Raw genomic sequence first — 24,068 nt, forward strand, 5'->3', positions numbered from 1 at the left:
ATTTTATTGGTTAGATGCTTTGGTATGCAGCCATGCACCAAAATCTCTTTGAGAGTTTTGGTGTTTTTTTTGCCACTTTTTCTGTAATTTCTCATGGTTATGACGGATAAAAGTGTATAGTGTTACTTCCCCAAGAAAAAAAGGCAAAATGTAATGTTAGATGACATACATATACAGGGTGACGGCGCAGCTAGTTACCAGAATCAATCAGAGATGGCTGTTCATGCTTCTGCTGATGGTCAACTGTGCACAATGTATTATGTGCGACTTACGTTGCAATCTGACCTTACAAATGAAACTCCGGCTTCTATTTTTGCTGCACATGAAGAGCAGGGGACAATATTTTATTTGCCAGAGTTGACTGCGTTACCTGCGCTTGATGAATACACAACAGGTAAGCGATATTTACAGTATCACGTCTTAATCATTACGCCTCTACAGTGCGAGGCTGAGGCGTGTAGTACCGTGTTTGACTCACTTGGCTCTGCGGAATCTGTTCAGTTAGGCGTAATAGGCATCAAGCATAGCAAAGATGCCACTTCAGTTTTTTCTCAATATTTCTTGTCAGCTGTAGGGCGCGGCAGTGCCGATTTGATTGAAGTTTCAGAGGGGCTACAGGAACTTTTGGAGCCTTTGTTGGTAGCACAGGACTCTGTACTCGGCTTGAAAGAGAATCCAGAGGGTACATGCCAGTCTGAAGAAAGTACTGTATCTCAAAGTGCTCCCCGATCTGCAATTGAGAACGTGGTTGCAGTTGATTCTCTTATTTCTGAGGCGCAGGCTGAAGTGTCCGCTTCTTTGGTTGAAGCTTACGATTCAGATTCTGTATCACCAATGTCCGAAGTCGAGTTTTCGCTTAATCCTCCACGCGGTATTGATTCTGTCGCAGAGGCAGATCTTTCTGTTGAAGCTTCGAATGGAAGTAGCGCTCAGTATATTTCCAAAGTCTGTGATCATCTGGTTCCATTGGAAGAGAACAATTCCCATAGTATTTCTTGTTTTGAGTGGGGAAAATCTTCGGTTCTTGATTCTGAGAATTGTTTGGCAGATGATGCGCATATATCTGACTATTTTTCATGCAAAAAAACAGCAGAGACCAATGAACTAAGGTCAACGCAGCAGGAAGATAAGCTTAATAGACTTATTTCCCGTGTGAGTGAGTTGTCCGGTATGCAGTCTAAACTGTACGATTATGCTGTCACACAGGAAGATGATCTTCTTCGTAGCATGGCAGATGAGTTTGACAGGCTATACTGTGTGCTGCGCGATTCGGCACTAGAGTTGCGCATGGTTTCACTGGAGCCATTGTTGCATTCTGTGAAAGATTGGCTTGAAGATGCAGCTCAGTCCGTTGGGAGGCAGTTACAGCTGACCCTTCAAGGTGCTGATGTTCAAGTGGACGCTGTTGTTGCTGAGGCTGTGACTGATGCGCTAGCAACATATTTTTCTGCGAGTGTTCTTTCTGTAATTACAGATACTGAATTCGAATCTATTTCTCTTACCGTGGAATATTCAGGTACAGATGTCCTGTTGTTCATAGATCACTTTGGTTGTGGTGGTCAGGGTACAGAACAAAATCTTCAGATTTCTAAGGCATTACTTGGGTTGCAGGCAGAAATGTTGGCGCTGCATGGTGCTATGGCTGTTGGCTATAATGATCAGGGCAGAACGAGCATTAAAGTTAGTTTCCCTGTTACTCAGGCAATGATTGAAGGGCTTGTTGTACAATGTGGTGACGAGCAATATATTGTTCCGATGAATCAGGTTGCAGAATGCGTTGATTGCAGTCCTCGTATGGGAGTTGAAGCCAAAGAGAACAAAGTAGTTCTTGGCGGTGAATCTGTTCCGTATGTTCGACTCCGAGAATATGTTGATTTGGATGGTAAGGCAGAGCATGAGCAATGTATTGTGATCCAATCACTATCTGGTACATTCGGCTTGATTGTGGACGGAGTCGTGGGGGAATTACAGGCAGCAGTGAAGCCTGTTGGTGCTCTGTATAAAAATATCGAAATGATTTCAGGTGTATCTGTAAAAGCTGATGGTGTGCCGAGCCTAGTTGTGAACCTTCAGCACTTACAAACAGTTGCAGATTGCCTGATTATTAATTAAGAAAAGACACGACTGTGTATTCAAACAGTTTTGTAAAAATTAATTTTTTTGCAAAGGAATTAAGAAAATATTAAAAAAACAAACAGTTGAATGTTTGTTTTTTTGTATCAGTTGTACGGTGTTAAGAAAGGGTTAAAAAAGCAGAACTCTAACATACTAGAAAACAATTAAATTCTTTTTGCAAAAAATAAGCGTTAATCGCTTAACCAAGTATGGTTCCTAATAAGCGTAGACACTGGCGAAGCTGTAGTGTAAAAACCGCACCACAGCAGGAAGAACGAAAAGTTCTTTTAAAGCACAGTTATAATCATATTATAATAAAAATAACTATTAAGAAGGGCGTAATATGACTACTCCAGATGGTGCAATTTTACAGCGCGACAAAGAAACTTATGCAATCGTTCCACGTACCCCGGCAGGTATGCTTACTCCAGATGTTCTTGAGACCATCGCATACGTCTGTCGTAAGTACGAAGTGCCGATTATCAAAATTACTTCCGGTCAGCGCATGGCTCTTGTTGGCATGAAAGAAGAGCAGGTTGAACCAATTTGGGAAGAGCTTAAATGGAAAGTGGGCCGCGCTACTGAACTTTGTGTTCACTATGTACAGGCATGTCCTGGTACTGCAGTCTGTAAGCTCGGTGTGCAGGATTCTCTCGGGTTCGGTCTTGAACTTGAAGAAATCATGTACGGCAAGCCATTCCCTGCAAAAGTTAAGTTTGGTGTATCCGGCTGTCCAATGTGCTGTGGTGAAAGCCGCGTGCGCGATATCGGCCTTATTGGTACTAAAAAGGGTTGGGAAGTTATCGTTGGTGGTAACTCCGGTCCTCGTCCTCGTATTGGTGATACTCTTGCAAAAGATCTCACTCAGGATGAAGCTCAGGCTCTTATTGAAAAATTCCTCGACTACTACCGTGAAAATTCCGGTAAACGCGTACGTATCTCTAAGTTCGTAGAAAAAGAAGGCATCGACGCGATTAAAGAAGCTCTTTTATAGTTTCTGCCGAATAATAATTAAAAAAGCTCAAAGATATGCATTTCTTGCAGGTCTTTGAGCTTTTTTTTATTAAGAACTAGAGGTTGGTTGTACGACTGTTACGTCTTCCTGTAAAATAAGGCTTCTCCGGTGAACTGCTCTAATTTGGGAATAAAGCTTTGAATGTTCTCTTTTGTGTCGATAATTTGTATAAGAAGAGGAAGATCTTCTGAAATACGCAAGATGCCCACTGAATGTATCTTTTTGTCTCTGCCGTAGCTGTATAATCCACGGAAGACTGAAACTCCTGCAAGGTCAGCATCCTTTGCTTGTTCCATAATTACTTCGTAGAGACTTTCTCCTTTGAACTGATCTTTTTCGCTAATGTAAATACTGAGCCGCTGTACGGTTCCTTGTAAGTGATGCATTGAATTCTCCTATATAAGCCTGCCAAGAGCGAGTCCAAATTTAAGAAGGATAACTCCGGTGATAATCTGCCCTACAACATTTAAAAGAAAGTATGGCCACTGCGCAGAGTCCAGCAGAGCCGCTGATTCAAAAATGAATGTAGAGAAGGTTGTAAAAGCGCCCATAAAGCCGGTAAGAATTATTACACGAAATTCAGGCGAAAGAGAGAGTCTGTCTTGTGCATATGCCCAGATAAGACCGAACATGAAGCAGCCGATGACGTTGACGAGGTATGTGCCTATTGGAAAGCTGATGTTTATTGCACGTTGAAATACTCCTGAAAGTAAGTAACGGCTTAAACTGCCAAACCCTCCGGCGCAAAACAATAGAATGATTTTTGTCATGCTGTTTCCTTGATTATGATAACAAAAAACCTGGAAGTTACTATATGGCGTTCGAAATTGAGTTGAAATTTATACATGTTGACCCTTCATTGTTGCGCGAAAAACTATCAGCACTCGGTGGTTTGTGTAAAGGAAGACATCTGGAGCGGAATGTTGTTTTCGATACACCTGAGCGTGGCATGAAAGACAAAAGCAAGTTGTTGCGACTGCGGACAAAACAATGGAAAGGTCGTCATGAGACAGTTCTTACATTGAAACTTCCGCCGAAAGGTGACATTCCTTTAGATGTAAAAATATACGACGAACGCGAAACAAAAGTTGAGAGCTTTGACGGAACGTATGGTATCCTCGAAGGGCTCGGGTATGTTGGAGCCTTCCGCTACGATAAAATGCGTGAAGAGTGGAAGCTTGATAATGTAGAAATTTGCATAGATGAGCTTTCATTCGATACTGTTATTGAGTTGGAAGGCGAGCGCGATGATATTTTTGCATTAGCGGACAAGCTCTCCCTGTCGCTGGAGAATTCGTCTACTGCGACTTATCACGAATTGCATAGAGCATATCGAGAACGTGAAAATCTTGCTCCGCAGGATAGTTTTTATTTTTCTGATGATGAGTGTCAGCAGCTGCTGAAAAATCTATAGAGAAGGCAGTCAGTGGGTAATAAACCCTATGTGTGGGTTGTCATTACCCGTAGCTGACATTAACAATACTATTACATGTAATGGATTCATTATGGCTGAACATCATAGACCTGATTTCGATTCTGACATTCTGCTTGAAGAAGAGCTAAAAGAGCCTCGTAAGTTTCGAGTGCTCATGCATAATGATGACTATACCACAATGGATTTTGTCATTTTAATCCTTGTAGAAGTTTTCCGAAAGACCACTCAACAGGCAACACAGGTTATGTTGAATATTCATGAAAAAGGTGCCGGAGAATGCGGAGTGTACACCGCAGAGGTTGCTGAAACCAAAATTGCAATTGTCCGTGCCCGCGCAAAAGAAGCTGGCTATCCTCTAAAATGTTCAATGGAGGAGGTATAATATGCTGAGTATACATCTGGAACAAGCTATTGCTAATGCTGTCCACGAAGTACAGGAACGAAATCACGAATTTTTAACCCTTGAACATCTTCTTTACGGTATTGCACAGGAAGACCAAGGGTACTTTATTCTGGAACAGGCCGGTGCAGATGTGCCGTCATTGTTAAACAGAGTAGAAGTATTTTTCTCTTCGCATCTTGAGCCATTACCGGAAGATGTACCGACAGAGATTATTCGCACAATAAGCGTACAGCGAGTTTTACAGCGCGCAGCCCTGCAGATGCAATCATCCGGACGGGATGTTGTTGAGGTTGGTGATGTGCTGGCAGCGATCTTTGAAGAAGAAGATTCTTACGCTCTGTACTTCCTGCGTCATATGGAAGTGACCCGTTTAGACATTCTTGAAGTTGTCTCGCATGAGATGGACGGAAGCGAATGGGCAATGATGGGTGAAGAGGGTGAAGATGAGTCACACACAGATTCTCTTAAAGAATTTTGCGTTAATCTTACCGAAAAAGCTAAACAGGGTGAGATTGACCCGCTTATAGGCAGAAAGGCAGAACTCGAACGCACAATACAAATCCTTGCCCGCCGCCGTAAGAACAATCCGCTTTTAGTTGGTGAGCCGGGTGTGGGTAAAACCGCACTTGCAGAAGGTCTTGCCGTTCGTATTGTTGACGGTAATGTTCCTGAAGGCTTCCATGATGCCCATATCTATGCTTTAGATATGGGGTCACTGCTTGCTGGTACGAAATACCGCGGGGATTTTGAATCTCGACTTAAAGGTGTCATTCAGGATCTCAAAAAGGTTGAAGGTGCTATTCTCTTCATTGATGAAATTCACACAATTGTGGGTGCAGGTGCAACTACAGGTGGCTCCATGGATGCGTCCAACATCCTTAAGCCTGTACTTGCCAGCGGTGGAATCAAGTGCATTGGCTCTACTACCTATGAAGAGTATAAGAACCATTTTGAAAAAGATCGCGCATTGTCCCGTCGATTCCAGAAGATTGATGTTCCGGAACCGAGTAACGACGAGTGTATGTCTATTTTAAAAGGTCTTAAGCCTTATTATGAAGAGCACCATGGTGTACGTTACAGCCAGCCTGCAATTAAAGCAGCTGTTGAGCTTTCTGCACGGTATATCACAGAACGTTTCCTTCCTGATAAAGCTATCGATGTTATTGATGAAGCCGGTGCAGCATTTCGTCTGCATGGCACGCACCGTAAGAGTAACACCATTACTGCGAACGACATTGAACGTGTTATCGCAAAAATGGCACGTATTCCTGAACAGCGAGTGTCCACTGGTGATAAACACAAGCTGTCTGGTCTGGTAGATGATCTCAAAGGTGAGGTTTACGGACAGGACAAGGCTGTGGACATCGTAGGAAAGGCTATTCTACGTAGCCGTGCAGGGTTGGGTAGAGATGACCGTCCGACTGGTTCATTTCTTTTCTATGGCCCTACCGGTGTTGGTAAAACAGAGCTTGCTCGTCAGCTTGCAACACAGCTTGGTGTACAGTTCCTCAGATATGACATGAGTGAGTACATGGAGAAGCATGCGGTATCTCGTCTTATCGGGGCGCCTCCAGGCTACGTTGGTTTCGATCAGGGTGGTCAGCTTACAGATTCTGTACGCAAACACCCACATGCTGTTGTGCTGCTTGATGAGATTGAAAAAGCACATCCAGACATTTTTAATATCCTTTTGCAGGTTATGGACTATGCGACGCTGACCGACAACTCTGGTCGTAAAGCAGACTTCCGTAACATTATTCTGATCATGACATCCAACGCTGGTGCTCGTGAAATGGCAGCCAAATCCATTGGGTTTGGTTCTCAGGGCAAAGTTGACGTGGCGCAGCGCGGTTTAAAAGCTGTAGAGCGTACCTTCAGTCCAGAATTCAGAAACCGTCTTGATGCAATGGTTCCTTTCCATGGTCTCGGAGAGTCCATTATGGAACGTGTTGTAGACAAGTTTGTGGCTGAGCTGGAAGAGATGCTTAAAGCTAAGCGTGTGCGGATTGAATTAACAGATGCAGCTCGCAAGCGACTTGCAACTAAAGGGTACGATACTGCCTTTGGTGCACGACCAATGCGTCGAGTCATTCGAACTGGTCTTGAAGACGCCATTGCACATGAAGTTCTCTTTGGTGACTTACAGAAAGGCGGCATAGCGACCGTTGATGTTAAGGATGCGAAAGTACCGCAAGATGCAGATGATCTTGGTCTGAGTATGACTTTCTTACCGCTGAGTTCTAAAAAAAAGAACGCGTAACTAGATAGGCTGGCTGTGGTGAGGCTACAATTGAATTGAGGTTTATTGCCTTCGGTGGACAGAGGCGTTGTCTTGTATTCACAAGGAGGGGCTTTTTTCCTCTTTTAGCAAATTAAAAGAGGCATGCGTTCTAGCCTGCAGCAGTTCTGTGTTTTCGCTATGAGTTGTGCCAAAAGGTAATTTTTTCAATATAGAAATTATGACAGTATACTTACTTTCAGATGATGATGTAGCCTTCCCCAATCCTGCGTTAGCGGATGGGGAAGGCCTTCTTGCCGTTGGTGGAGATTTGCGTATGGAGCGTCTCGTTAACGCATACGCCAATGGTATTTTTCCTTGGTATGATGACGACTCCCCCATCCTTTGGTGGTCACCAGATCCGCGTTTTGTGCTGTATCCTAAGGATTTGCACATTCCACGCAGTTTACGACGTGTTATTAACTCACGTAAGTTTACCATTAAAATCGACACGGCCTTTGAAGAGGTTATGCGGAACTGTGCGACATCGCAGCGTCCAGATGAAGAAGGCACTTGGATTGTCGAAGAGATGATTCAAGCCTACTGTGAACTGAACGAAGCTGGGCTCGCACACTCTATTGAGACGTGGCGTGATGATGAACTTGTAGGCGGCTTGTATGGAGTTTCTCTAGGCAAGGTGTTCTATGGCGAATCAATGTTTTTCAAAGAGTCAGATGCGTCTAAAGTTGCTTTTGTATGGTTAGCTCAACTGCTCGTTGCGGCGGGGTTTGAGATGATTGATTGCCAGCAGGTAACTGACAACCTGGAGCGTTTTGGTGCGGTCTCCATATCTCGTGAAAAGTTTTTAAACACACTTCACGATGCGTTGGATGCCTCGACCATTCAAGGACAATGGACGTTCCCTGATGAGTTTTTTCCGTTATAAAGAAAAAAGCCCGGCTCTATAACGAGCAGGGCTTTTTTACTGTACGCCAATGGTTTTATTTTTTTAAAAAATTTTAGATAACATTAGGTTCATGCTGATCCAGATCATAGAAGGCTCTAAAGTTAAACTTAAGTGGGTATCCGGGCATGTTGTCGAATCTAATAAAGCCCATGCTTTTACCTTCTGGTACGGAAGCAAGGGGCATGGTACCTTGTGGAACAGGGAATGAGAGCGGTGCGGCAAAAATGCCTTCAAGTCTGGTGTGATACCGTTCTTCGAGGTAGCCGACAATGGCTTCCATTTCTTTTTTGGTAAAACTTTCAAGTACCATTTGTTTGGTATCTTCGAGTGAGCCATTCAGGTGTGGCTCGAGTCGATACTTCTCACAATCTGTATCAATACATTGATGTAGATTTGTGGCTTGTAGTTCAGCTTCAGGAATGTCAGAACGGAACAAGTGCGCCTGTACATTTTTGCGTCCCTTGAAGCTGCGTATAATGACGGACATAGTGTATATTCTGTCAGTGGGTTCATTACCGAGAGCAGACACAATGTCTTTCTGCATGTGGTTCCCTCCGCGTAAAATGGAATTCTCTACATCTTTGTATGATATGCGATTGTGGATGGTGCCGCAACTAAGTGATTAATTTTTGCATAAAGACGTTTTGGATAGGCTTACGTAAAAACTATCTAAGAATACCCTTAGCGTTTTGTGATTTAGCAGTAGAAGATACTATACGAGGAAGTAATGCAGGATACGCTGTTTACATTAGAAACTTCATTCACCCCGCAGGGCGATCAGCCGCAAGCTATTGAAGAGCTGACAACCAACTTGGAGCAGGGCGTGCAGGATCAAATTCTGCTCGGGGTTACCGGTTCCGGCAAAACCTTTTCTGTTGCACAAACTATTGCTCGTGCCCAACGTCCAGCGCTTATTCTTGCGCCAAACAAAACGTTGGCGGCTCAGCTCTATAACGAGTTTAGAGAATTGTTCCCTCACAATGCAGTTGAATACTTTGTGAGTTACTATGACTATTATCAGCCGGAAGCATATGTTCCGTCTTCAGATACATATATCGAAAAAGATTCATCCATCAACGACAACATTGATAAATTGCGCCATGCTGCTACCCATGCACTGCTAACTCGGCGTGATGTAATCATTATTGCTTCAGTTTCCTGTATTTATGGTCTTGGTTCACCTGAATACTATGCAAAGTTAGTTATTCCAGTAGAAGTTGGTCAGTCCCTTTCTATGGATGAAATAATCACACGCTTGGTCGAAGTTCAGTATGAACGTAATGACTATGACTTTCATCGTGGCACATTCAGGGTGCGTGGAGATGTGTTGGAAATTATTCCAGCGTATCATCATGAAAAAGCTCTGCGAATAGAATTTTTTGGCGATGACATTGATGCTATGCATGAGATTGATCCTATTACAGGGAACATTCTCGGAAGCGTTGGAAAGACTGTTATCTATCCAGCTAGTCACTATGTTTCTGATAAGGACAATCTAAAGCGTGCTGTTTCGGATATTCGCGATGAACTTCAAGTACGTCTTGCTGACTTCAAGGCAGGCAATAAGCTTGTAGAGGCGCAGCGTTTAGAACAGCGTACAATGCTTGATCTCGAAATGATTGAAGAGATGGGGTACTGTACAGGTATTGAAAACTATTCACGGCACTTGGATCGCCGCAAAGAGGGTGATCCTCCAGCATGTTTGATTGATTACTTCCCTAAAGATTTTCTGCTCTTTATTGATGAAAGCCACATCTCGGTTTCACAGGTGGGCGCAATGTATAAAGGTGACCGTTCGCGTAAAAGTACTCTTGTGGACTTTGGCTTCCGGCTTCCTTCTGCTCTGGATAACCGTCCTCTTGAGTTCAAAGAATTTTTGGAACGCATTGGGCAGACCGTGTATGTTTCTGCAACACCTGGGAAATGGGAGCTGGAACGTACCCAGGGACTTGTAGTTGAACAGATTATTCGTCCGACCGGTCTGGTTGATCCACAGCTTGAAGTGCGTCCTACGAAAGGCCAAATGGAAGATTTGCTAGGTGAGTGTAAAAGCCGCATTGCTAAGAATGAGCGTGTGCTTGTTACAACTCTTACAAAGCGCATGGCTGAAGATCTTACAGAGTACTTTAAGAGTATGGGCGTGAGCACCCGTTATCTCCACTCAGATATTGATACGTTAGAGCGCATGGCAATCATTCAGGCGCTACGCAGAAAAGAGTGTGATGTGCTAGTTGGAATTAACTTATTGCGAGAAGGGCTTGATATTCCCGAAGTTTCTTTGGTAGCAATACTAGATGCGGACAAAGAAGGCTTTTTGCGCTCTGTCGGTTCACTTGTTCAAACCTTTGGCCGTGCAGCACGTAATGCTAGCGGTAGAGTTATCATGTATGCTGATAAGATAACGAAGAGTATGAAGGCTGCAATGGGTGAAACGGAACGCAGACGCGAAAAGCAAGAGGCTTATAACGTAGAGCATGGTATTGTTCCGCAAACAATTATGAAGCGTATTGATACGCCGTTCGATTCCATTTCTTCTTCTGCAGCAGCAGAGAAAGATAAGAAGAAGAAAGGCATATCAATTTCACCGGATATTGAACACGACCCTAAAAAATTGGCTAAAATGATAGCTAAGCTTGAACGCGCGATGCGTGAAGCAGCAAAAGAACTAGAGTTTGAAAAAGCTGCTGAATTACGAGATCAAATTCACATCCTGCGGGAACATCTGCTCGAAACTGGTTAACCTGGGGAAATGCATGAAGTTGTTTTCCAAGTCTTTTATTGTCCGGCTGATTCGTCTTCGAAATCAGTTAGGAGTTTTCTGGCCCCTTATGGTCAGCCAGATATCCATACTCGGTGTCGTTGCTCTGGCTGTCTACGGCTATATGGAGCTTGAGGGATGGTCCATGTCAGACGCTGTCTACATGGTCGTTATTACGCTTTCTACAGTGGGCTTTGGTGAGGTTCAGCCTCTCTCTACTGAAGGTCGCATACTCACTTCATTTCTTATCTTGGCTGGCGTAGGTAACTTTGCTTTTCTTCTGGGTGCGTTTTCCCAGTTGTTGGTAGAAGGTAAGTTTTTTCATTTTATCGGGAGCCGTAGAGTGCTTAAAACAATCGCCAAACTCAAAGATCATTGTGTTGTTTGTGGCTATGGTCGTATTGGTTCTGTTGTAGTGGATGAGATTATGGCGGAAGGACAGGATGTCGTTGTCATTGAGAATGATCCAGAATCAGTTAAGACTCTTCAGGAAGAAGGTATTCTGTATATTGACGGGGACGCTACTTCTGATGACGTACTGGCCCAGTCAGGGGTGGCAAACGCTAAGAACCTGATTACAGCCTTGTCTGAGGATGCAGCGAATGTATATGTAGTACTTAGTGCTCGTGAGATGAGTCAGGACGTAAACATTGTTTCCAGAGCCAGTTCACATCAACGTGTGAGTAAACTTAAGCAGGCGGGAGCGAACTCTGTTATTTTGCCAAACCATATTGGCGGATTACGTCTTGCTCAGTCCGTTCTACGCCCGACTGTGACAAGCTTTATGGAGCTTGCTTACGGAAGAAGCACAATGGCTATCCAGATGGAAGAGCTTACAATAAGTGAGAAATCCTCTCTTGTAGGTAAGGATCTTATCCAGTCAGAACTTCGCCCGAAGTTTAACTTAATAGTCATTGCTATTAAGAAGGAAGGTCAGGATATGGTCTTTAACCCTGAGGGTCGCACTGTGCTGGAAGCTGGCAATACTATTATCGCTGTTGGGGCTCAAGAACAGCTTGATGAGTTCGCAAAGCTTTTATAAAAAGTTTTAAATTTCAATATGTAACGTTTTGTTGAATGCTGAAATCTATGGTTGTTTATATATATAAACACAAGGTGGAAATGGCATTTTAACCAATACGGATAATGCACTGTTTTTTGATGAATCTATATTTATGAGTGTAGAATATTATGGTATATCACCGTATTCTACACTCATTTTTTGTATGTAAAAAAGCATCAAAGATGAGGGAATCTCCTACTCAGCGAGGACAATGGACTGGACAATAAAGAGTAAGGACAGTATCCAGCGGTTCTAAAAAAGATTAGCCTACAGGGTGTTTGCCGTACTGGCATATAGAGCCTTTAAGGGTTGCATCTCTAAGATTTCGTTAACAAGCTGTAAGCCTTCTTACACAGATAAAATAAGGTGTCGTATGTCTGATTCTACCACGTTGTCTCATAATGAAGCTCAAGAACGAGTACTTCAGCTCCGTAAGGAACTCGAGCATCATAGTTATATGTATTACGTTCAGGATGCTCCTGAAATTACAGATGCAGAATATGATGTTTTGTTTCGAGAGTTGAAAGGACTAGAAGAAGCATACCCTGAACTTCTGACTTCTGACTCTCCGACTATGAAGGTTGGCGGAGAGGTGCTCCCAAGCTTACAGTCTCAAGATCATAGCTTACAACTGTACAGTCTGGATAACGCATTCAACGGAGAGGATTTCATTGCGTTTGTAGAGCGCATTAAGCGTCAGCAACCAGATGCAGATTTGTCCTTTTGGATTGATCCCAAGATGGATGGACTCGCTATGGAGATTATTTATGAAAATGGCTCCTTTACTGCTGCGTTAACTCGAGGCGATGGAACAACAGGTGAGGTTGTAACTCATACAGTGCGTACTATTAAGAACGTACCATTACGTCTGCGCGGAAAAAACGTCCCAACCCGTCTGGAAGTTCGTGGTGAAGTAGTTATCAGACGAGACGCATTTTCTAAACTGAATGAGACTCAGCGTAAGTACGGTAAGAAGGTTTTTGCTAATCCGCGTAACGCTGCGGCGGGGTCTGTTCGTCAGTTGGACTCATCTGTAGCTGCTGCTCGTCCTCTAATGTTCCTTGCTTATGGAATAGGCATTGTGGAATGGGAGGATAATGGACAGGAGTGGACTACACAACAAGCAATCATTAATGGATTGTCTGACCTTGGTTTTACTGTACCGCAGGATGCACAGCTTTGTGAAAGCCCAGAAGATGTAAACGCCTTGTTTGAACAGTTAGGTGAGAAACGTGACACACTACCATTCGAAATTGACGGTATGGTCGCAAAGCTGAATGATCTTGAGTTGCAAACAGCACTTGGGTTTACAGCAAGGTTCCCTCGTTGGGCAATCGCATTTAAGTTTCCTGCACAGCAAGCTGTTACCAGATTGGAAGAGATTACCATTCAGGTTGGTCGTACAGGCGTATTAACACCTGTTGCTGTTCTAGATCCCGTTGAGGTGGGTGGTGTTGTCGTATCACGTGCAACACTTCATAACGAAGACGAGATTCAGGCAAAGGGACTTATGGAAGGGGATATGGTTATCGTTCAGCGTGCTGGCGATGTTATCCCTGAAGTCGTTCGCGCTTTGGTAGAAAAACGTGACGGCTCAGAAAAAGAATTTACGTTTCCAAAAGAATGTCCTGTTTGTCATACCGATGTAGTACGTGAAGAGGGCGAGGCTGCATGGCGTTGTATTAACGTCACATGCCCAGCTGTTGTTAAGCGTTCTGTTTCACACTTTGTGTCTAAAGCTGGTTTAGATATTCAAGGTGTAGGTAAGAGCTGGGTAGAGAAGCTTGTAGACAAGGGGATGGTTAAACACCCTGTTGATCTATTTGAAATAAAGCGTCTTGACCTTATGCAGTTTGAAGGCATGGGGCCGGTTTCTGCTCAAAAGTTTGTAACCGCGCTTGCAGATATTAAAAAGTCAGCTCCCTTGTCCCGTTTTATCTGTGCATTAGGTATTCGACACGTTGGTGAGCAGACAGGGAAGGTCCTGGCAAAGACCTATAAAGATTTAGATGCACTTGCGCTTGCAAACGTAACAGAACTTCAAGAGCTTCCTGACGTCGGGGCAGAAATTGCTGAGTCTATAGTCGACTTCTTCGATAACGAAGCCAACAAGGCTATGCTGGAGCGTTTTAAAGCCATTGGGCTAGATCCTAAGCAAGAGGAAACTGTCGCAATCGATGAAGGCCATCCCTTTGCAGGTAAAACTGTTGTCTTTACCGGTTCACTTACAACAAAGCGTGCTGATGCTAAAGAAATGGCGGAAAGCGTGGGGGCAAAGGTTGTAGGAAGTGTTTCTAAAAAGCTTGATTATCTAGTCGCAGGTGAAAAAGCTGGAAGTAAGCTTGCAAAGGCAGAGCAACTCGGGATAATAATTTTGACGGAAGATGAATTCTTAGCAATGTATAAGAGTGAGTCTTCAATTCAGACTGTGGATTCTAATGCTGTGGCGGCAGCAGATGAGACCCCTTCAAGTATCACAGACCCATCACAGGATACTGCGAATGATTCTGTTGCAGATAAAGAAGAGAGAGAAGACGTTGCGGCGGAGCTCGCCGTTATAACAGAAGTTGTTTCTTCAGAAGAATCTGTAGCAGAAGAGAATACTGTAGAACCTGTGAAGGAAGAACCTTCTCAAGAGAAGGAAGATACAGAGAAGAAGGATGAAACAAAAAAGAAAAAACAGTCAGCAAATTCATCAGAGCAACATAGCCTGTTTGGATAATTGCTGGCAGTCTTCCACATTCAATATATTTTGAATGGACAAGGCACGAAAGTGTCTAAGGAAGAATAACCGTCGTACATTCGGAGGAATGACATGAGCGTATCTATAGTTGTAATGGGTGCTAATGGTCGTATGGGTACAACAATTGCGCGAATGGCGCAGGATAGCGACAAGTACGAACTTGCAGCTGTTGTTGAACGTAAAGGACACGAAGGCCGTCTTGATTTTTGGGGCTGTGAAGTTTCAAATGATCTGGATGATGTTCTTGGCAAACTTGATAAGGCCGTTGTTATCGATTTTACTATTCCTATTTCAAGTTTGGAAAATGCTAAGATTGCGGCAAAACATAACACTCCGATTGTAATGGGTACTACTGGCTTTACTAACGAAGAGCGTGCGCAACTTGAAGAGTTGGCTAAAACATCTCCTATGTTTTGGGCACCAAATACAAGTGTAGGCGTATATGCTCTTACTCAAATTTTGCCTGAACTTATCAAAATTCTCGGTGAAGACTACGATCTTGAAATGGTTGAATTACACCATAACAAGAAAAAGGACTCTCCAAGCGGCACGGCTATGCGTCTTGCAGAATGCCTTGCAGAAGCTAAAAAATGGGATCTTGATGAAGTTGCCAACTACCATCGTGAAGGTATGATTGGCGAACGTCCTAAAGAAGAAATCGGTATTCAGACAATTCGCGGCGGTGACGTTGTGGGTGTGCATACTGTGTACGCAATGGGCCCGGGAGAACGCATCGAAGTTACACATCATGCGCATTCTCGTGAAACCTTTGCGGCGGGTGCACTTCGTGCTGCTTACTGGCTTGCAGGACGTGAGGCAGGAAAACTTTATTCTATGTCGGATATTATCTAATGAAAGTAGCGCTTCTTCAGCTGAACCCTGTTGTGGGTGATGTTTCTGGCAATATTAATAAGATTGCCGAAGCAGTAAAAAAAGCTGCAAAAGACGGAGCACAGCTTTGTGTGACTCCTGAATTATCTGTATGCGGGTATCCTCCACGCGATTTGTTATTGCGTCAGGATTTTATTGACGGCTGTCAGGAATCTCTCAGCGCACTCGCTGTAGAGTTGAAAGATATGCCTCCTACCTTAGTCGGTGTGCCTATTCATAATCCGGATAGTGTAGGCAAACCTGTGTTTAACGCTGCCGCTTTGTTGGCAAATGGAACATACTCCATTGTAGCGCATAAAACATTGCTTCCTACCTATGATGTTTTTGACGAAAACAGATATTTTGAGCAGGGAAAGCTACGCGGTCTTGTGACCATTAATGGACGTAAAGTCGGCGTAACAATCTGCGAAGATATTTGGAACGACAAGTCCTATTGGAAGAACCGCAGGCAGTATACGCAAGACCCGCTCGGGGCACTTGTTGAAGACGGCGCAGACCTCATTATTAACCTTTCTGCATCACCATTTACGCTCGGCAAGCAGTTTGTGCGTGAGCAGATGCTTTCATCTATGGTTTGTCATTACGAGATTCCGTTCTTGTATGTTAACCAGGTTGGCGGCAATGATGACCTTATCTTTGCAGGCAAAAGTCTTGCTTACGCTTCTGATGGTACACTCATTGGCAAAGGCAACTCTTTTGAAGAAGACATCATTCTTGTAGACTTCGAGGCCAAATCGGGTCGAGTTGCGCATGAAGATGCTCGAGACGAAGCACAGGCATGGCAAGCACTGGTTCTTGGAACCCGTGACTACGTGCAGAAGTGTGGCTTTAAGAAAGTCGTGCTTGGTCTGTCCGGAGGAGTCGATTCTGCTTTAACGGCGGCCGTTGCGGCGGAGGCTCTCGGTTCTGAAAATGTTATCGGCGTGCTCATGCCGTCACCATATTCCAGTCAGGGCAGCATTGACGACTCTCTTGATCTAGCAAAGCGTCTTGGAATCCACACAGAGACAATTGAAATTGAACCAATGCTTACAGCGTTTCTTGGTTCCCTTAATCCTGTCTTTGATGGCGCAGATACAGATGTGACTGAAGAAAACCTTCAGGCTCGTATTCGCGGTAATCTACTTATGGCAATGTCTAATAAGTTTGGTGCATTGCTTCTTACTACGGGTAACAAGTCTGAATTGGCAGTAGGTTACTGCACTATCTATGGTGACATGGCTGGTGGTTTAGCTGTTATTGCAGATGTGCCAAAGACGCTTGTGTGGAAAGTTTGCCGTTGGGCAAATGAGAACTGCGGCGAAAAAATTCCTGTTGAGATCATCGATAAAGCTCCGTCTGCTGAATTGCGTCCGGATCAGAAAGATTCTGACTCTTTGCCGGAATACGAAGAGCTTGATGCTATTCTCCGTAAGTACATTGATGAGCGTTTGGGAAAAGAAGCGATCATTTCGCAGGGACATGCTCGGGAAGATGTTGAGCGAGTTTTGTGGCTTGTAAAGATTTCTGAATTCAAGCGCAGACAGGCTGCTCCGGGTTTACGCATTACTGACCGAGCTTTTGGTACAGGTTGGAGAATGCCGGTTGCGAGCCGCGTTAACCTTCCGTAGCAGACAAGAAAATACAAATAAAAAAAGCGTGAGTCATATGACTCACGCTTTTTTTTTTATTCACTAACTTCTAATCGAACTCGCTGGCTGTAATATGCGGCGTTTTCACCAATGTCGGTTACGTGGGCTTCGACAATAGTGTTGGCGCATCGGTTGAACATCATCCAACCACCACGGCGTACGATAATTGCTTCTTGGTGTACTGAAGTGTCAGCTACAGCCTGTACTAGTAGCTTGCCGATGGAGGATACTATGTGTGCCTGTCCATCCGGCTCAATTCTATATTGCTTAAGGGTCGCAGGATGTACATACGCTTTTAACTGCTCTTGCTGTTCCTCTGCCGGAATCTGTGAATGCTCATAGTCTTTATTAATGAGGGACAGCAATGAGAGAGGAAAGTCTGTGTCTATTTCTGGCTCGTCATGTAATGCAGACTCAGGTAAACAATATTTTCCGTCTGGATGACCGAATTGCAGGTTTTTAAAGGCTACTGCCGGTCTGTCTGTTGGAAGAAATCCTTGTTGCCGGATCTTTTCAAGCGGATTTTTTGTAAGATTAGTAACTTCTTTTGTATCCAGTGCTTGTGCCAGAATATTATCTATCTCAGGAAACGGAATAGATAGGCGATTTGCCAAATCTCTGGCGATGTCATAATCCGCACGTGCTTCTCCCTTCGGTTCGAATACTTTGGCACTATATTGAATATAGTTGTGGAAGTAAGAGCCGAGAACATCTTCTCGCTCATAGATAAGTGCGCAGGGCAGGATTATGTCCGCACGTTTTGCGGTGTCGTTCATAAAAGCATCCACAACGACAACCATGTCGATTGTACTGAACGCTTGTGTCATCTTTGTTGCTTCCGGTGTCTGGTTGATGGCGTTTGTGCCGTCACACCAGAGAAATTCTATGTCATTGGCATCTAAAATCTCATCAGCAAGCTTTGGAGTAAGTAATTTACGCGAGGTTTTGCTGCCGGAACGCCAGCTTGAGTCAAAGTTTCTGCCTGTACTGACTCCTCCGTAACTACCGGCACCTTTTTGCCCAACGTTACCTGAGAGCATGCAAAGGGCGTTAATATAGCGGACATTTTCTCCACCATAGATATAGCGTTGTAGACCCCATCCTATGATACTGGAAACAGCAAAGTTCTCTTTGCCGTAAATTTCGACAAGAGTGGAAAGTTCAGTTGAACTAACCCCACATGCGTCCAGCAGGTGTCGCTCATCGAGTGTTTTGATGAAACGAACAAACGTTGAACTGTTTGAAGTGCGATTAAGGATGTTGTCAGGGATTCCTTCGTTTGCGAGGCGCCTGATGACCGCAGCAGCAAGGTGGCGGTCAGTACCCGGTCTAATTTGAATATGTAGGTCGCTGACATGTATTCGCATACCTTCTTCAGGAGAAGCAGGGGAGATGCTGACTATTTTACAGCCTTTGTTTCGTGCATCTTTCAAGAGTGTCGCAGTGTGGATAGACGAACGCAGGACATCTCGTCCCCAGTTTACGATACAGTCGGCATTGAGAAGCTCTGTGTGACTATTCTGATCGAGAGCGCCAAAATCAAGAATACATGATTCCATAATTGCGTTGTCACATAGTGCTCCTCGGGTTCCAGAGGCACCGAGCTGCCCGAATAGATAGCGACTTGTGTCTGCGAGCACTCCATGGAATCCGTAGCCGCGCACATGAAGCATGCGATCAGGAGTGTTTCTTAGCGTAGAAATTTTATCAACAATTGTTGTGAGAGCTTTATCCCATGATACAGGAACAAAGGTTGACCCACTGCGCATAAGAGGGGTTGTGATGCGGTCTGGTGCGTTTATGCGCGCAAGGGCGTGCTTACCCTTTTTGCAGGTGTACCCCTGTGTTATTGGGTGTGCAGGGTTGCCTTTGATCGAATGATTACCATGCTCGTCGGTTGTAACAATTGTAGAGCAACCGTCAGGACAGTCCAACGTGCATGCAGAAATACGTTCCATTTGTGCTCTCCTTTAGGAAATTTTTCTACATTCTAAAGTTATTTCTTTGGAGTTGTATAAATAGCGATAGTGTTAACTGGCAATGGATATTGGTCTAACATTGTTACGTTAGTATCTCATTTAATTTTGTTGCAGTATTTTCAAAAAAGATTTGGCTAAGAGATTGAAGCATAGCCTATAAACGAGAAAAAGCCGGAAAGATCCGGCTTTTTTAAATTGCTAAGATGCTAAATCTATTGAGCGTGCAATTTTGTACCCGGAATGATAGGAATATTATTCTCAGATAAAATTTCAACGGCTTGATCTGTTTTGTCAAAGCGGAAAATCAAAGTTGCGTTTGTACTGCCTGGCATAACAAAAGCGTACATGTATTCAACGTTGATACCATTGTTACCAAGAGTATCAAGGATGTGGTTTAATCCGCCCGGCTTGTCTTCAACTTCCACTGCAACAACATTGGTTTTGCCAACAGTGAAGCCTTTATCTTTTAATACGGACTTTGCCTTTTCACTATTATCTACGATAAGGCGCAAAATTCCAAAGTCCGTTGTGTCCGCGAGCGAAAGGGCTCGAATGTTGATACCATTCGTTGCCAATGTGTTAGTTACTTCTGCAAGGCGTCCGGCCTTGTTTTCCAGAAAAACGGATATTTGTTCTACTTTCATGAGGATTGCCCCTTATTGTCTTCAGATACATAGAGATATACTCTATTTCTAGCATTTGAAGTTGTAGTGGGCAATATTTAATACAACTTTGTCAAAATTAGGTAGTAAATGTTCATTTTTTGAAGAACACCGCACCGAAGAAAGTCGCGGATTGTGCTGATTTTCACACAATTTCTTACTTGCCAGTACCCAATTGTGATGTATATTACAGAATTCAAAAGACAGATTGAGTATTCAATGAGCAGTGGTGGTAAATACTCATACGAATGAATTTAAGAATAGGGGGTGTATTAGTGTCTTCATTTTCGCACGCTGGTGTAATGAATTTTGGATTTTTGCAAACCAAGAATACATCCGCAATTGATAGAAGTGTTGGAATTATTGGTGCAGGGCCTTCCGGACTTGCTGCTGCCGGACTTTTGGCCAGTCAGGGATACGAAGTACATGTGTATGACAAGCTCCCAAAGCCAGGCGGTCTTATGGTGTTTGGTATTCCAAGCCATAGAATTCCTGCAGATCGTATTAATCGCGGGGTACGCGATTTAGAGCGCCGTCTCGGAGTTACTTTCAGAACAAATACAAAAATTTGTTGCAGTGCTCCCATGCATGAAGAAGAGGGTGACCATTTTGCTGCGGATATTTTAGGTCTCTCCGATTTAACAGACAATCATGATGCTGTGGTTGTTTGTTCTGGATCATGGAAATCTCGAAAGCTGACCATCGAAGGAAGTATGCTTGACGGTGTGTATTCCAGTTTGCAATTTCTTTTTCCTATTCGTGCCGTCAAATATGCACACAGCAATGTCTCTATGCCTGAAGTTAAAGGCAAAAAAGTTATTGTAATCGGCGCTGGGCATTCTGCGATTGATGTAGTGGATTCTGCTAGAACTCTTGGTGCAGAGGATATTACTCTTGTATACCGACGAAGCGTTTCCGAGGCTCCGTGTGGAAAATTTGAGATTGATCGTCTTCAGGAAATGGGCGTTTCGTGGCTCGAAAAACGTTCTCCAGAATCTATTCAAGGCGTAGGTTGTGTTGAAAAACTTATTGTGCGCAACAGTAAAACCAACGAACTGGAAGAACTGGATGCGGATATTATTGTAAGTGCTATTGGGGAGATTCCAACTCCGCCATTTCAAAAGGAACTTGGGTTGGAAAATGTGCGTAAAGGTGATGTCCGTTGGCTGAATATGACAGCAATGGATAACGTTTTTGTTGCGGGAGATGTGCTAACTGGTCCAAGTAAGATCGGTAAAGCTGTCTACAGTGGACTTCGTGCGGCGCGTTCTCTGACAAACTGGCTTGATTTGAAAGCACAGTCTCGAGAAGCGGAATATAACTTTGATGCGGATAAAATATCGCGGTAACGGCAGGAGCAAATGTGAATAGTATGCAAGAACAAAAGACACTGTTTGTTGATTACTCCAAATGTATCGGTTGCGAAACATGCGAAGCCGTATGTCGCTTTCTTCACGATACTCCGCGGATAGCCATGTCTCGCACTATTGAGGGTGAAATAGTCCCTTTATATTGTCAGCACTGTGAAAACGCAGCTTGTCAGCGTGTTTGTAAGCGTGGTGCAATTTCTCGTGATTCTCGCGGTGCTGTACTGCATGATCCTATGAAGTGTCGCGGCTGTGAAACAAAAGATTGTTTGATCGCGTGCCCGTATGCAGCATTTTTTGCTACATGTAAGGGCGTTGCTGTGGCAAAGTGTGATTTATGTAAAAAGCGCAGGGCAGAGGATATGCTTCCGGCTTGTGTCGAGATGTGTCCGTGTGATGCTATTAAATATGTTGATCGCGAAGATATTGCATCGTTGAAAACGTCTGCTTCAGAAGAAGCATTTAAGCGTGTGATGGCGCATATTCGTCCTAAAAAGTTTGTAGATTAATTTCTTGTTGGGCGTTTATCGTTTGCGACTCAATAATGAGAAGCACAAAGTAGTATCTGGTTACGTTAGTCTTCAAAGGTAGTTGTTTTCTAGATAGAAATAGTTGTGCAGATTAAGTTACAAATAGCATAAAAAATTTCGCAAAAAATGGTGGAGTGATATACTCCACCATTTTTTTATGCGTTTTTTTCAATGTATTCGAGCACCGTTTTTGCGTGGTCTGCTGTTTTAAATTTATTAAAGACTTGTTCAATTTTTCCATCCTTTCCGACAAGAAAGCTTATGCGGTGAATACCGTCATACATTTTACCCATAAACTTCTTTTCACCCCATACACCAAAGCGTTCTGCTATTTCATGTTGTTCATCAGACAGTAATGAGAAGGCCAGTAGTTGTTTTTTGGAAAATTTTTCCAATTGTTTTACGGGGTCTGGACTAATGCCGAGAATAGCAATTCCCATAGAATCAAATGTGTCTAGGTTGTCACGCAACCCTTGTGCTTGTGTGGTTCACCCCGTGGTTGATGCTTTGGGATAAAAGTAAACAAGAACACGTTCCTTGCCTTGAAAGTCTGCGAGACAGATTTCTTCTCCCGCTTGATTTGTTAAACAAAAGTTTGGGGCGGGATCTCCCGGCTTTAATGTCTTCATAGACGCTCCTTATTGCGTAACAGGCTTAATATGCCCCGAGATTGAAAAGGGGCTGCCTCTATTCTATAGCTTTCCAACAGGTCTTCGTATGGTATCATGAATTTGCATGTAAATCTCTATGGTAGAAATACTCTGTTTTTAGAGAGGCATAACATTGTAATGTTACAAATAAAAAAGACCATACGGTGTAGAATATGAGTAAGCGAAAAGTTAAAAAAATTGTGGTGTTGATGCGTCATGGCATTCGTGCTCCCAACCAAACAATGGAAAAATTGGCAGAATGGTCGCATAGAGAATGGCCTGTCTGGTCTGTTGCCCCCGGACATTTAACAGGCCGAGGACGAGAGTTGATAACTGCCTTTTGGCGTAAACATAAATTGGAAGAGCCATACAAGTCTTTGTTGTATGACGGGGGACGTTGCCTAACTGCTGACAATGTTTTTGTTCACGCAGATATAGATGAGCGAACGCAGTCGAGCGCAGCTGCTTTTGCTGCTGCAATAGCACCAGAGTGTTCACTCCCGTATTTTATTACTACAGATAAGGATAGTGATCCATTGTACCATCCTGTGCGTGGCAGCGTCTGTCAGCTCACTCGTGAGGTGGGGGAAGACGATATAATAAATTTTGTTGGGCATTCTTTTAGTAAGCTTGGAGATAAATTTTCTGAACAACTCGACTTTGTAAATGAATTGCTTGGACCAATGCCGCAAATAACGTGTAATGCGTACGGTGTTGAGCAAAGTTGCGAACTTAAGGATCTTCCGCCGCGCGTAAATTTTGCAAATAGCGGTAGAACAATAAATTTGCGTGGTGCGCTAGGTATTAAAGCAACACTTATTCAGAATTGGCTGCTTGAAAGTGCTGAATGGCCGGGTAAAGATCCCGGATGGGGAGAAATTACGCCGGACAAGCTTTCCAAGTTGCTTGTTGCTAGAGCTGCAATATTCAACAGCTTGAACAGAGCGAGTGGATATGCTCGAGACCGTGGCAGTGTTATTTTGAAGGTTATGACCGATGCTCTTACAGACTCACATTATGATCAGAGAGTTAATCAGGCTCAGCTCGTTGTGTTTGTAGGGCATGATACGAATATGGCACATGTCAGCGAATTGCTTGGTATGGATTGGGATTTAGAGGGCTTTGCGTACAATGATATTCCACCGGCAAGTTTTCTTCAGTTTATTCTTTGGGAAGAACCGTCAGGTGAGGAGGTTGTGACGGCAGAGCTTGTGGCACAACCTCTGCCCGTTATGCGAAGCAACCATCCTGAAAGAGTATTGCCTTATGAAATTGTAAAAGATCTGTCCTTCTGTCCTCGAGAAAAGGGGACACTTGAACCGCGTGTAACTAAATATTCAATCGAGAAGTTTTGTTCAGTAGTGGCAGATGTCATAAATCTGGATTGTGTCCCTAATATACCACCTCTTGTGAAAGGGGAGTTGAAATAGTCTTGTTTTTTACAAGTTAACATAATCATATAGGTTGAAAAGATGCCCCCTATGGCTGCTTATAGGAACACGACATCTTGTAATTTCCTAAAGGACAGAGCGGTCCCGAAAAGAAAAGGCATCAGGCTAGTAAGATATCTACTTGGGATTCATTGAAAAAGTTTTTGCATAAAAAAAGCCCGTACGAAATAATCGTACGGGCTTTTTAATG

At 43.7% G+C, this 24,068-nt stretch carries 20 protein-coding genes; 14 read left to right on the forward strand and 6 right to left on the reverse strand.

Annotation, left to right across the window (positions count from 1 at the left end):
- Positions 1 to 153: 153 nt before the first annotated feature.
- Positions 154 to 2,112 carry a chemotaxis protein CheW gene (locus tag MKHDV_RS00970; RefSeq protein WP_160711335.1) on the forward strand — a complete coding sequence of 653 codons (1,959 nt, stop codon included), beginning with the start codon at positions 154 to 156 and terminating at the stop codon, positions 2,110 to 2,112.
- Positions 2,113 to 2,458: 346 nt separating this feature from the next.
- Complete coding sequence (locus MKHDV_RS00975; RefSeq protein WP_160711337.1) at positions 2,459 to 3,109, forward strand: NAD(P)/FAD-dependent oxidoreductase; 651 nt, start codon at positions 2,459 to 2,461, stop codon at positions 3,107 to 3,109.
- A 98-nt stretch (positions 3,110 to 3,207) separates the two neighbouring features.
- Here the strand turns inward: MKHDV_RS00975 and MKHDV_RS00980 are convergent, their stop codons facing one another.
- Both MKHDV_RS00980 and crcB read right to left on the reverse strand, forming a co-directional pair.
- Positions 3,208 to 3,516: a DUF190 domain-containing protein gene (locus MKHDV_RS00980; protein ID WP_160711339.1), complete on the reverse strand. Its 309-nt coding sequence runs from the start codon at positions 3,514 to 3,516 to the stop codon at positions 3,208 to 3,210.
- Between the two features lie 9 nt (positions 3,517 to 3,525).
- Positions 3,526 to 3,900 (reverse strand): fluoride efflux transporter CrcB, encoded by a 375-nt coding sequence (gene crcB / locus MKHDV_RS00985; protein WP_160711341.1) that lies wholly within the window; start codon positions 3,898 to 3,900, stop codon positions 3,526 to 3,528.
- A 44-nt stretch (positions 3,901 to 3,944) separates the two neighbouring features.
- On the opposite strand from crcB, the gene MKHDV_RS00990 reads away from it, so the two are divergent.
- From MKHDV_RS00990 to aat, 4 genes are all read left to right on the forward strand, one after another.
- Positions 3,945 to 4,544 (forward strand): class IV adenylate cyclase, encoded by a 600-nt coding sequence (locus MKHDV_RS00990; RefSeq protein WP_160711343.1) that lies wholly within the window; start codon positions 3,945 to 3,947, stop codon positions 4,542 to 4,544.
- A gap of 91 nt (positions 4,545 to 4,635) precedes the next feature.
- Positions 4,636 to 4,947: an ATP-dependent Clp protease adaptor ClpS gene (locus MKHDV_RS00995; protein ID WP_160711345.1), complete on the forward strand. Its 312-nt coding sequence runs from the start codon at positions 4,636 to 4,638 to the stop codon at positions 4,945 to 4,947.
- 1 nt (position 4,948) lies between these two features.
- The gene (gene clpA, locus MKHDV_RS01000) at positions 4,949 to 7,228 is read left to right on the forward strand and encodes an ATP-dependent Clp protease ATP-binding subunit ClpA (protein WP_160711347.1); all 2,280 of its coding nucleotides are present in this window, start codon (positions 4,949 to 4,951) and stop codon (positions 7,226 to 7,228) included.
- 199 nt (positions 7,229 to 7,427) lie between these two features.
- The gene (aat, locus tag MKHDV_RS01005; protein ID WP_160711349.1) at positions 7,428 to 8,132 is read left to right on the forward strand and encodes a leucyl/phenylalanyl-tRNA--protein transferase; all 705 of its coding nucleotides are present in this window, start codon (positions 7,428 to 7,430) and stop codon (positions 8,130 to 8,132) included.
- 73 nt (positions 8,133 to 8,205) lie between these two features.
- Here the strand turns inward: aat and MKHDV_RS01010 are convergent, their stop codons facing one another.
- Positions 8,206 to 8,697: a hypothetical protein gene (locus MKHDV_RS01010; RefSeq protein WP_160711351.1), complete on the reverse strand. Its 492-nt coding sequence runs from the start codon at positions 8,695 to 8,697 to the stop codon at positions 8,206 to 8,208.
- A gap of 183 nt (positions 8,698 to 8,880) precedes the next feature.
- On the opposite strand from MKHDV_RS01010, the gene uvrB reads away from it, so the two are divergent.
- From uvrB to MKHDV_RS01035, 5 genes are all read left to right on the forward strand, one after another.
- The gene (uvrB, locus tag MKHDV_RS01015; protein WP_160711353.1) at positions 8,881 to 10,893 is read left to right on the forward strand and encodes an excinuclease ABC subunit UvrB; all 2,013 of its coding nucleotides are present in this window, start codon (positions 8,881 to 8,883) and stop codon (positions 10,891 to 10,893) included.
- Positions 10,894 to 10,906: 13 nt separating this feature from the next.
- Positions 10,907 to 11,953, forward strand: a complete 1,047-nt coding sequence (locus MKHDV_RS01020; RefSeq protein ID WP_160711355.1) for a TrkA family potassium uptake protein — start codon at positions 10,907 to 10,909, stop codon at positions 11,951 to 11,953.
- A gap of 394 nt (positions 11,954 to 12,347) precedes the next feature.
- Entirely contained in the window at positions 12,348 to 14,696 is a 2,349-nt protein-coding gene (gene ligA, locus MKHDV_RS01025; RefSeq protein ID WP_160711357.1) for an NAD-dependent DNA ligase LigA, read from the forward strand.
- A gap of 93 nt (positions 14,697 to 14,789) precedes the next feature.
- Positions 14,790 to 15,569 (forward strand): 4-hydroxy-tetrahydrodipicolinate reductase, encoded by a 780-nt coding sequence (dapB, locus tag MKHDV_RS01030; RefSeq protein ID WP_160711359.1) that lies wholly within the window; start codon positions 14,790 to 14,792, stop codon positions 15,567 to 15,569.
- Complete coding sequence (locus tag MKHDV_RS01035; protein WP_160711361.1) at positions 15,569 to 17,218, forward strand: NAD+ synthase; 1,650 nt, start codon at positions 15,569 to 15,571, stop codon at positions 17,216 to 17,218. Before dapB ends, MKHDV_RS01035 begins: the two co-directional genes overlap by 1 nt.
- 56 nt (positions 17,219 to 17,274) lie before the next feature.
- Here MKHDV_RS01035 and MKHDV_RS01040 read toward each other — a convergent pair whose 3' ends face one another.
- Together MKHDV_RS01040 and MKHDV_RS01045 are read right to left on the reverse strand one after the other, a co-directional pair.
- Positions 17,275 to 19,197 (reverse strand): molybdopterin-dependent oxidoreductase, encoded by a 1,923-nt coding sequence (locus MKHDV_RS01040; protein WP_160711363.1) that lies wholly within the window; start codon positions 19,195 to 19,197, stop codon positions 17,275 to 17,277.
- Between the two features lie 233 nt (positions 19,198 to 19,430).
- On the reverse strand, positions 19,431 to 19,862 hold the full coding sequence (locus tag MKHDV_RS01045; protein WP_160711365.1) for an ACT domain-containing protein: 432 nt from the start codon (positions 19,860 to 19,862) through the stop codon (positions 19,431 to 19,433).
- 320 nt (positions 19,863 to 20,182) lie between these two features.
- Here MKHDV_RS01045 and MKHDV_RS01050 point away from each other — a divergent pair, with 320 nt between their 5' ends.
- Both MKHDV_RS01050 and MKHDV_RS01055 read left to right on the forward strand, forming a co-directional pair.
- Positions 20,183 to 21,229: an FAD-dependent oxidoreductase gene (locus MKHDV_RS01050; RefSeq protein ID WP_160711568.1), complete on the forward strand. Its 1,047-nt coding sequence runs from the start codon at positions 20,183 to 20,185 to the stop codon at positions 21,227 to 21,229.
- A 23-nt stretch (positions 21,230 to 21,252) separates the two neighbouring features.
- Positions 21,253 to 21,756 carry a 4Fe-4S dicluster domain-containing protein gene (locus MKHDV_RS01055; RefSeq protein WP_160711570.1) on the forward strand — a complete coding sequence of 168 codons (504 nt, stop codon included), beginning with the start codon at positions 21,253 to 21,255 and terminating at the stop codon, positions 21,754 to 21,756.
- A gap of 176 nt (positions 21,757 to 21,932) precedes the next feature.
- On the opposite strand, the gene bcp is transcribed toward MKHDV_RS01055, so the two are convergent.
- Entirely contained in the window at positions 21,933 to 22,406 is a 474-nt protein-coding gene (bcp, locus tag MKHDV_RS01060; RefSeq protein WP_160711367.1) for a thioredoxin-dependent thiol peroxidase, read from the reverse strand.
- A 194-nt stretch (positions 22,407 to 22,600) separates the two neighbouring features.
- Here bcp and MKHDV_RS01065 point away from each other — a divergent pair, with 194 nt between their 5' ends.
- Entirely contained in the window at positions 22,601 to 23,857 is a 1,257-nt protein-coding gene (locus MKHDV_RS01065; RefSeq protein ID WP_160711369.1) for a histidine-type phosphatase, read from the forward strand.
- Positions 23,858 to 24,068 lie beyond the last annotated feature (211 nt).

The organism is Halodesulfovibrio sp. MK-HDV (assembly GCF_009914765.1).
Lineage (GTDB): Bacteria > Desulfobacterota > Desulfovibrionia > Desulfovibrionales > Desulfovibrionaceae > Halodesulfovibrio.

Excerpts from the sequence above, each read along its gene's own strand:
- MKHDV_RS01045 (WP_160711365.1), bottom strand. The coding sequence starts at position 19,862 with ATGAAAGTAGAACAAATATCCGTTTTTCTGGAAAACAAGGCCGGACGC.
- MKHDV_RS01050 (WP_160711568.1), top strand. The coding sequence starts at position 20,183 with ATGAATTTTGGATTTTTGCAAACCAAGAATACATCCGCAATTGATAGA.
- MKHDV_RS01040 (WP_160711363.1), bottom strand. The coding sequence starts at position 19,197 with ATGGAACGTATTTCTGCATGCACGTTGGACTGTCCTGACGGTTGCTCT.
- MKHDV_RS00995 (WP_160711345.1), top strand. The coding sequence starts at position 4,636 with ATGGCTGAACATCATAGACCTGATTTCGATTCTGACATTCTGCTTGAA.
- MKHDV_RS01065 (WP_160711369.1), top strand. The coding sequence starts at position 22,601 with ATGAGTAAGCGAAAAGTTAAAAAAATTGTGGTGTTGATGCGTCATGGC.
- MKHDV_RS00970 (WP_160711335.1), top strand. The coding sequence starts at position 154 with ATGTTAGATGACATACATATACAGGGTGACGGCGCAGCTAGTTACCAG.
- MKHDV_RS01055 (WP_160711570.1), top strand. The coding sequence starts at position 21,253 with ATGCAAGAACAAAAGACACTGTTTGTTGATTACTCCAAATGTATCGGT.
- MKHDV_RS01035 (WP_160711361.1), top strand. The coding sequence starts at position 15,569 with ATGAAAGTAGCGCTTCTTCAGCTGAACCCTGTTGTGGGTGATGTTTCT.
- MKHDV_RS01020 (WP_160711355.1), top strand. The coding sequence starts at position 10,907 with ATGAAGTTGTTTTCCAAGTCTTTTATTGTCCGGCTGATTCGTCTTCGA.
- MKHDV_RS01010 (WP_160711351.1), bottom strand. The coding sequence starts at position 8,697 with ATGCAGAAAGACATTGTGTCTGCTCTCGGTAATGAACCCACTGACAGA.
- ligA (WP_160711357.1), top strand. The coding sequence starts at position 12,348 with ATGTCTGATTCTACCACGTTGTCTCATAATGAAGCTCAAGAACGAGTA.
- aat (WP_160711349.1), top strand. The coding sequence starts at position 7,428 with ATGACAGTATACTTACTTTCAGATGATGATGTAGCCTTCCCCAATCCT.
- MKHDV_RS00990 (WP_160711343.1), top strand. The coding sequence starts at position 3,945 with ATGGCGTTCGAAATTGAGTTGAAATTTATACATGTTGACCCTTCATTG.
- MKHDV_RS00975 (WP_160711337.1), top strand. The coding sequence starts at position 2,459 with ATGACTACTCCAGATGGTGCAATTTTACAGCGCGACAAAGAAACTTAT.
- dapB (WP_160711359.1), top strand. The coding sequence starts at position 14,790 with ATGAGCGTATCTATAGTTGTAATGGGTGCTAATGGTCGTATGGGTACA.
- MKHDV_RS00980 (WP_160711339.1), bottom strand. The coding sequence starts at position 3,516 with ATGCATCACTTACAAGGAACCGTACAGCGGCTCAGTATTTACATTAGC.
- uvrB (WP_160711353.1), top strand. The coding sequence starts at position 8,881 with ATGCAGGATACGCTGTTTACATTAGAAACTTCATTCACCCCGCAGGGC.
- clpA (WP_160711347.1), top strand. The coding sequence starts at position 4,949 with ATGCTGAGTATACATCTGGAACAAGCTATTGCTAATGCTGTCCACGAA.
- crcB (WP_160711341.1), bottom strand. The coding sequence starts at position 3,900 with ATGACAAAAATCATTCTATTGTTTTGCGCCGGAGGGTTTGGCAGTTTA.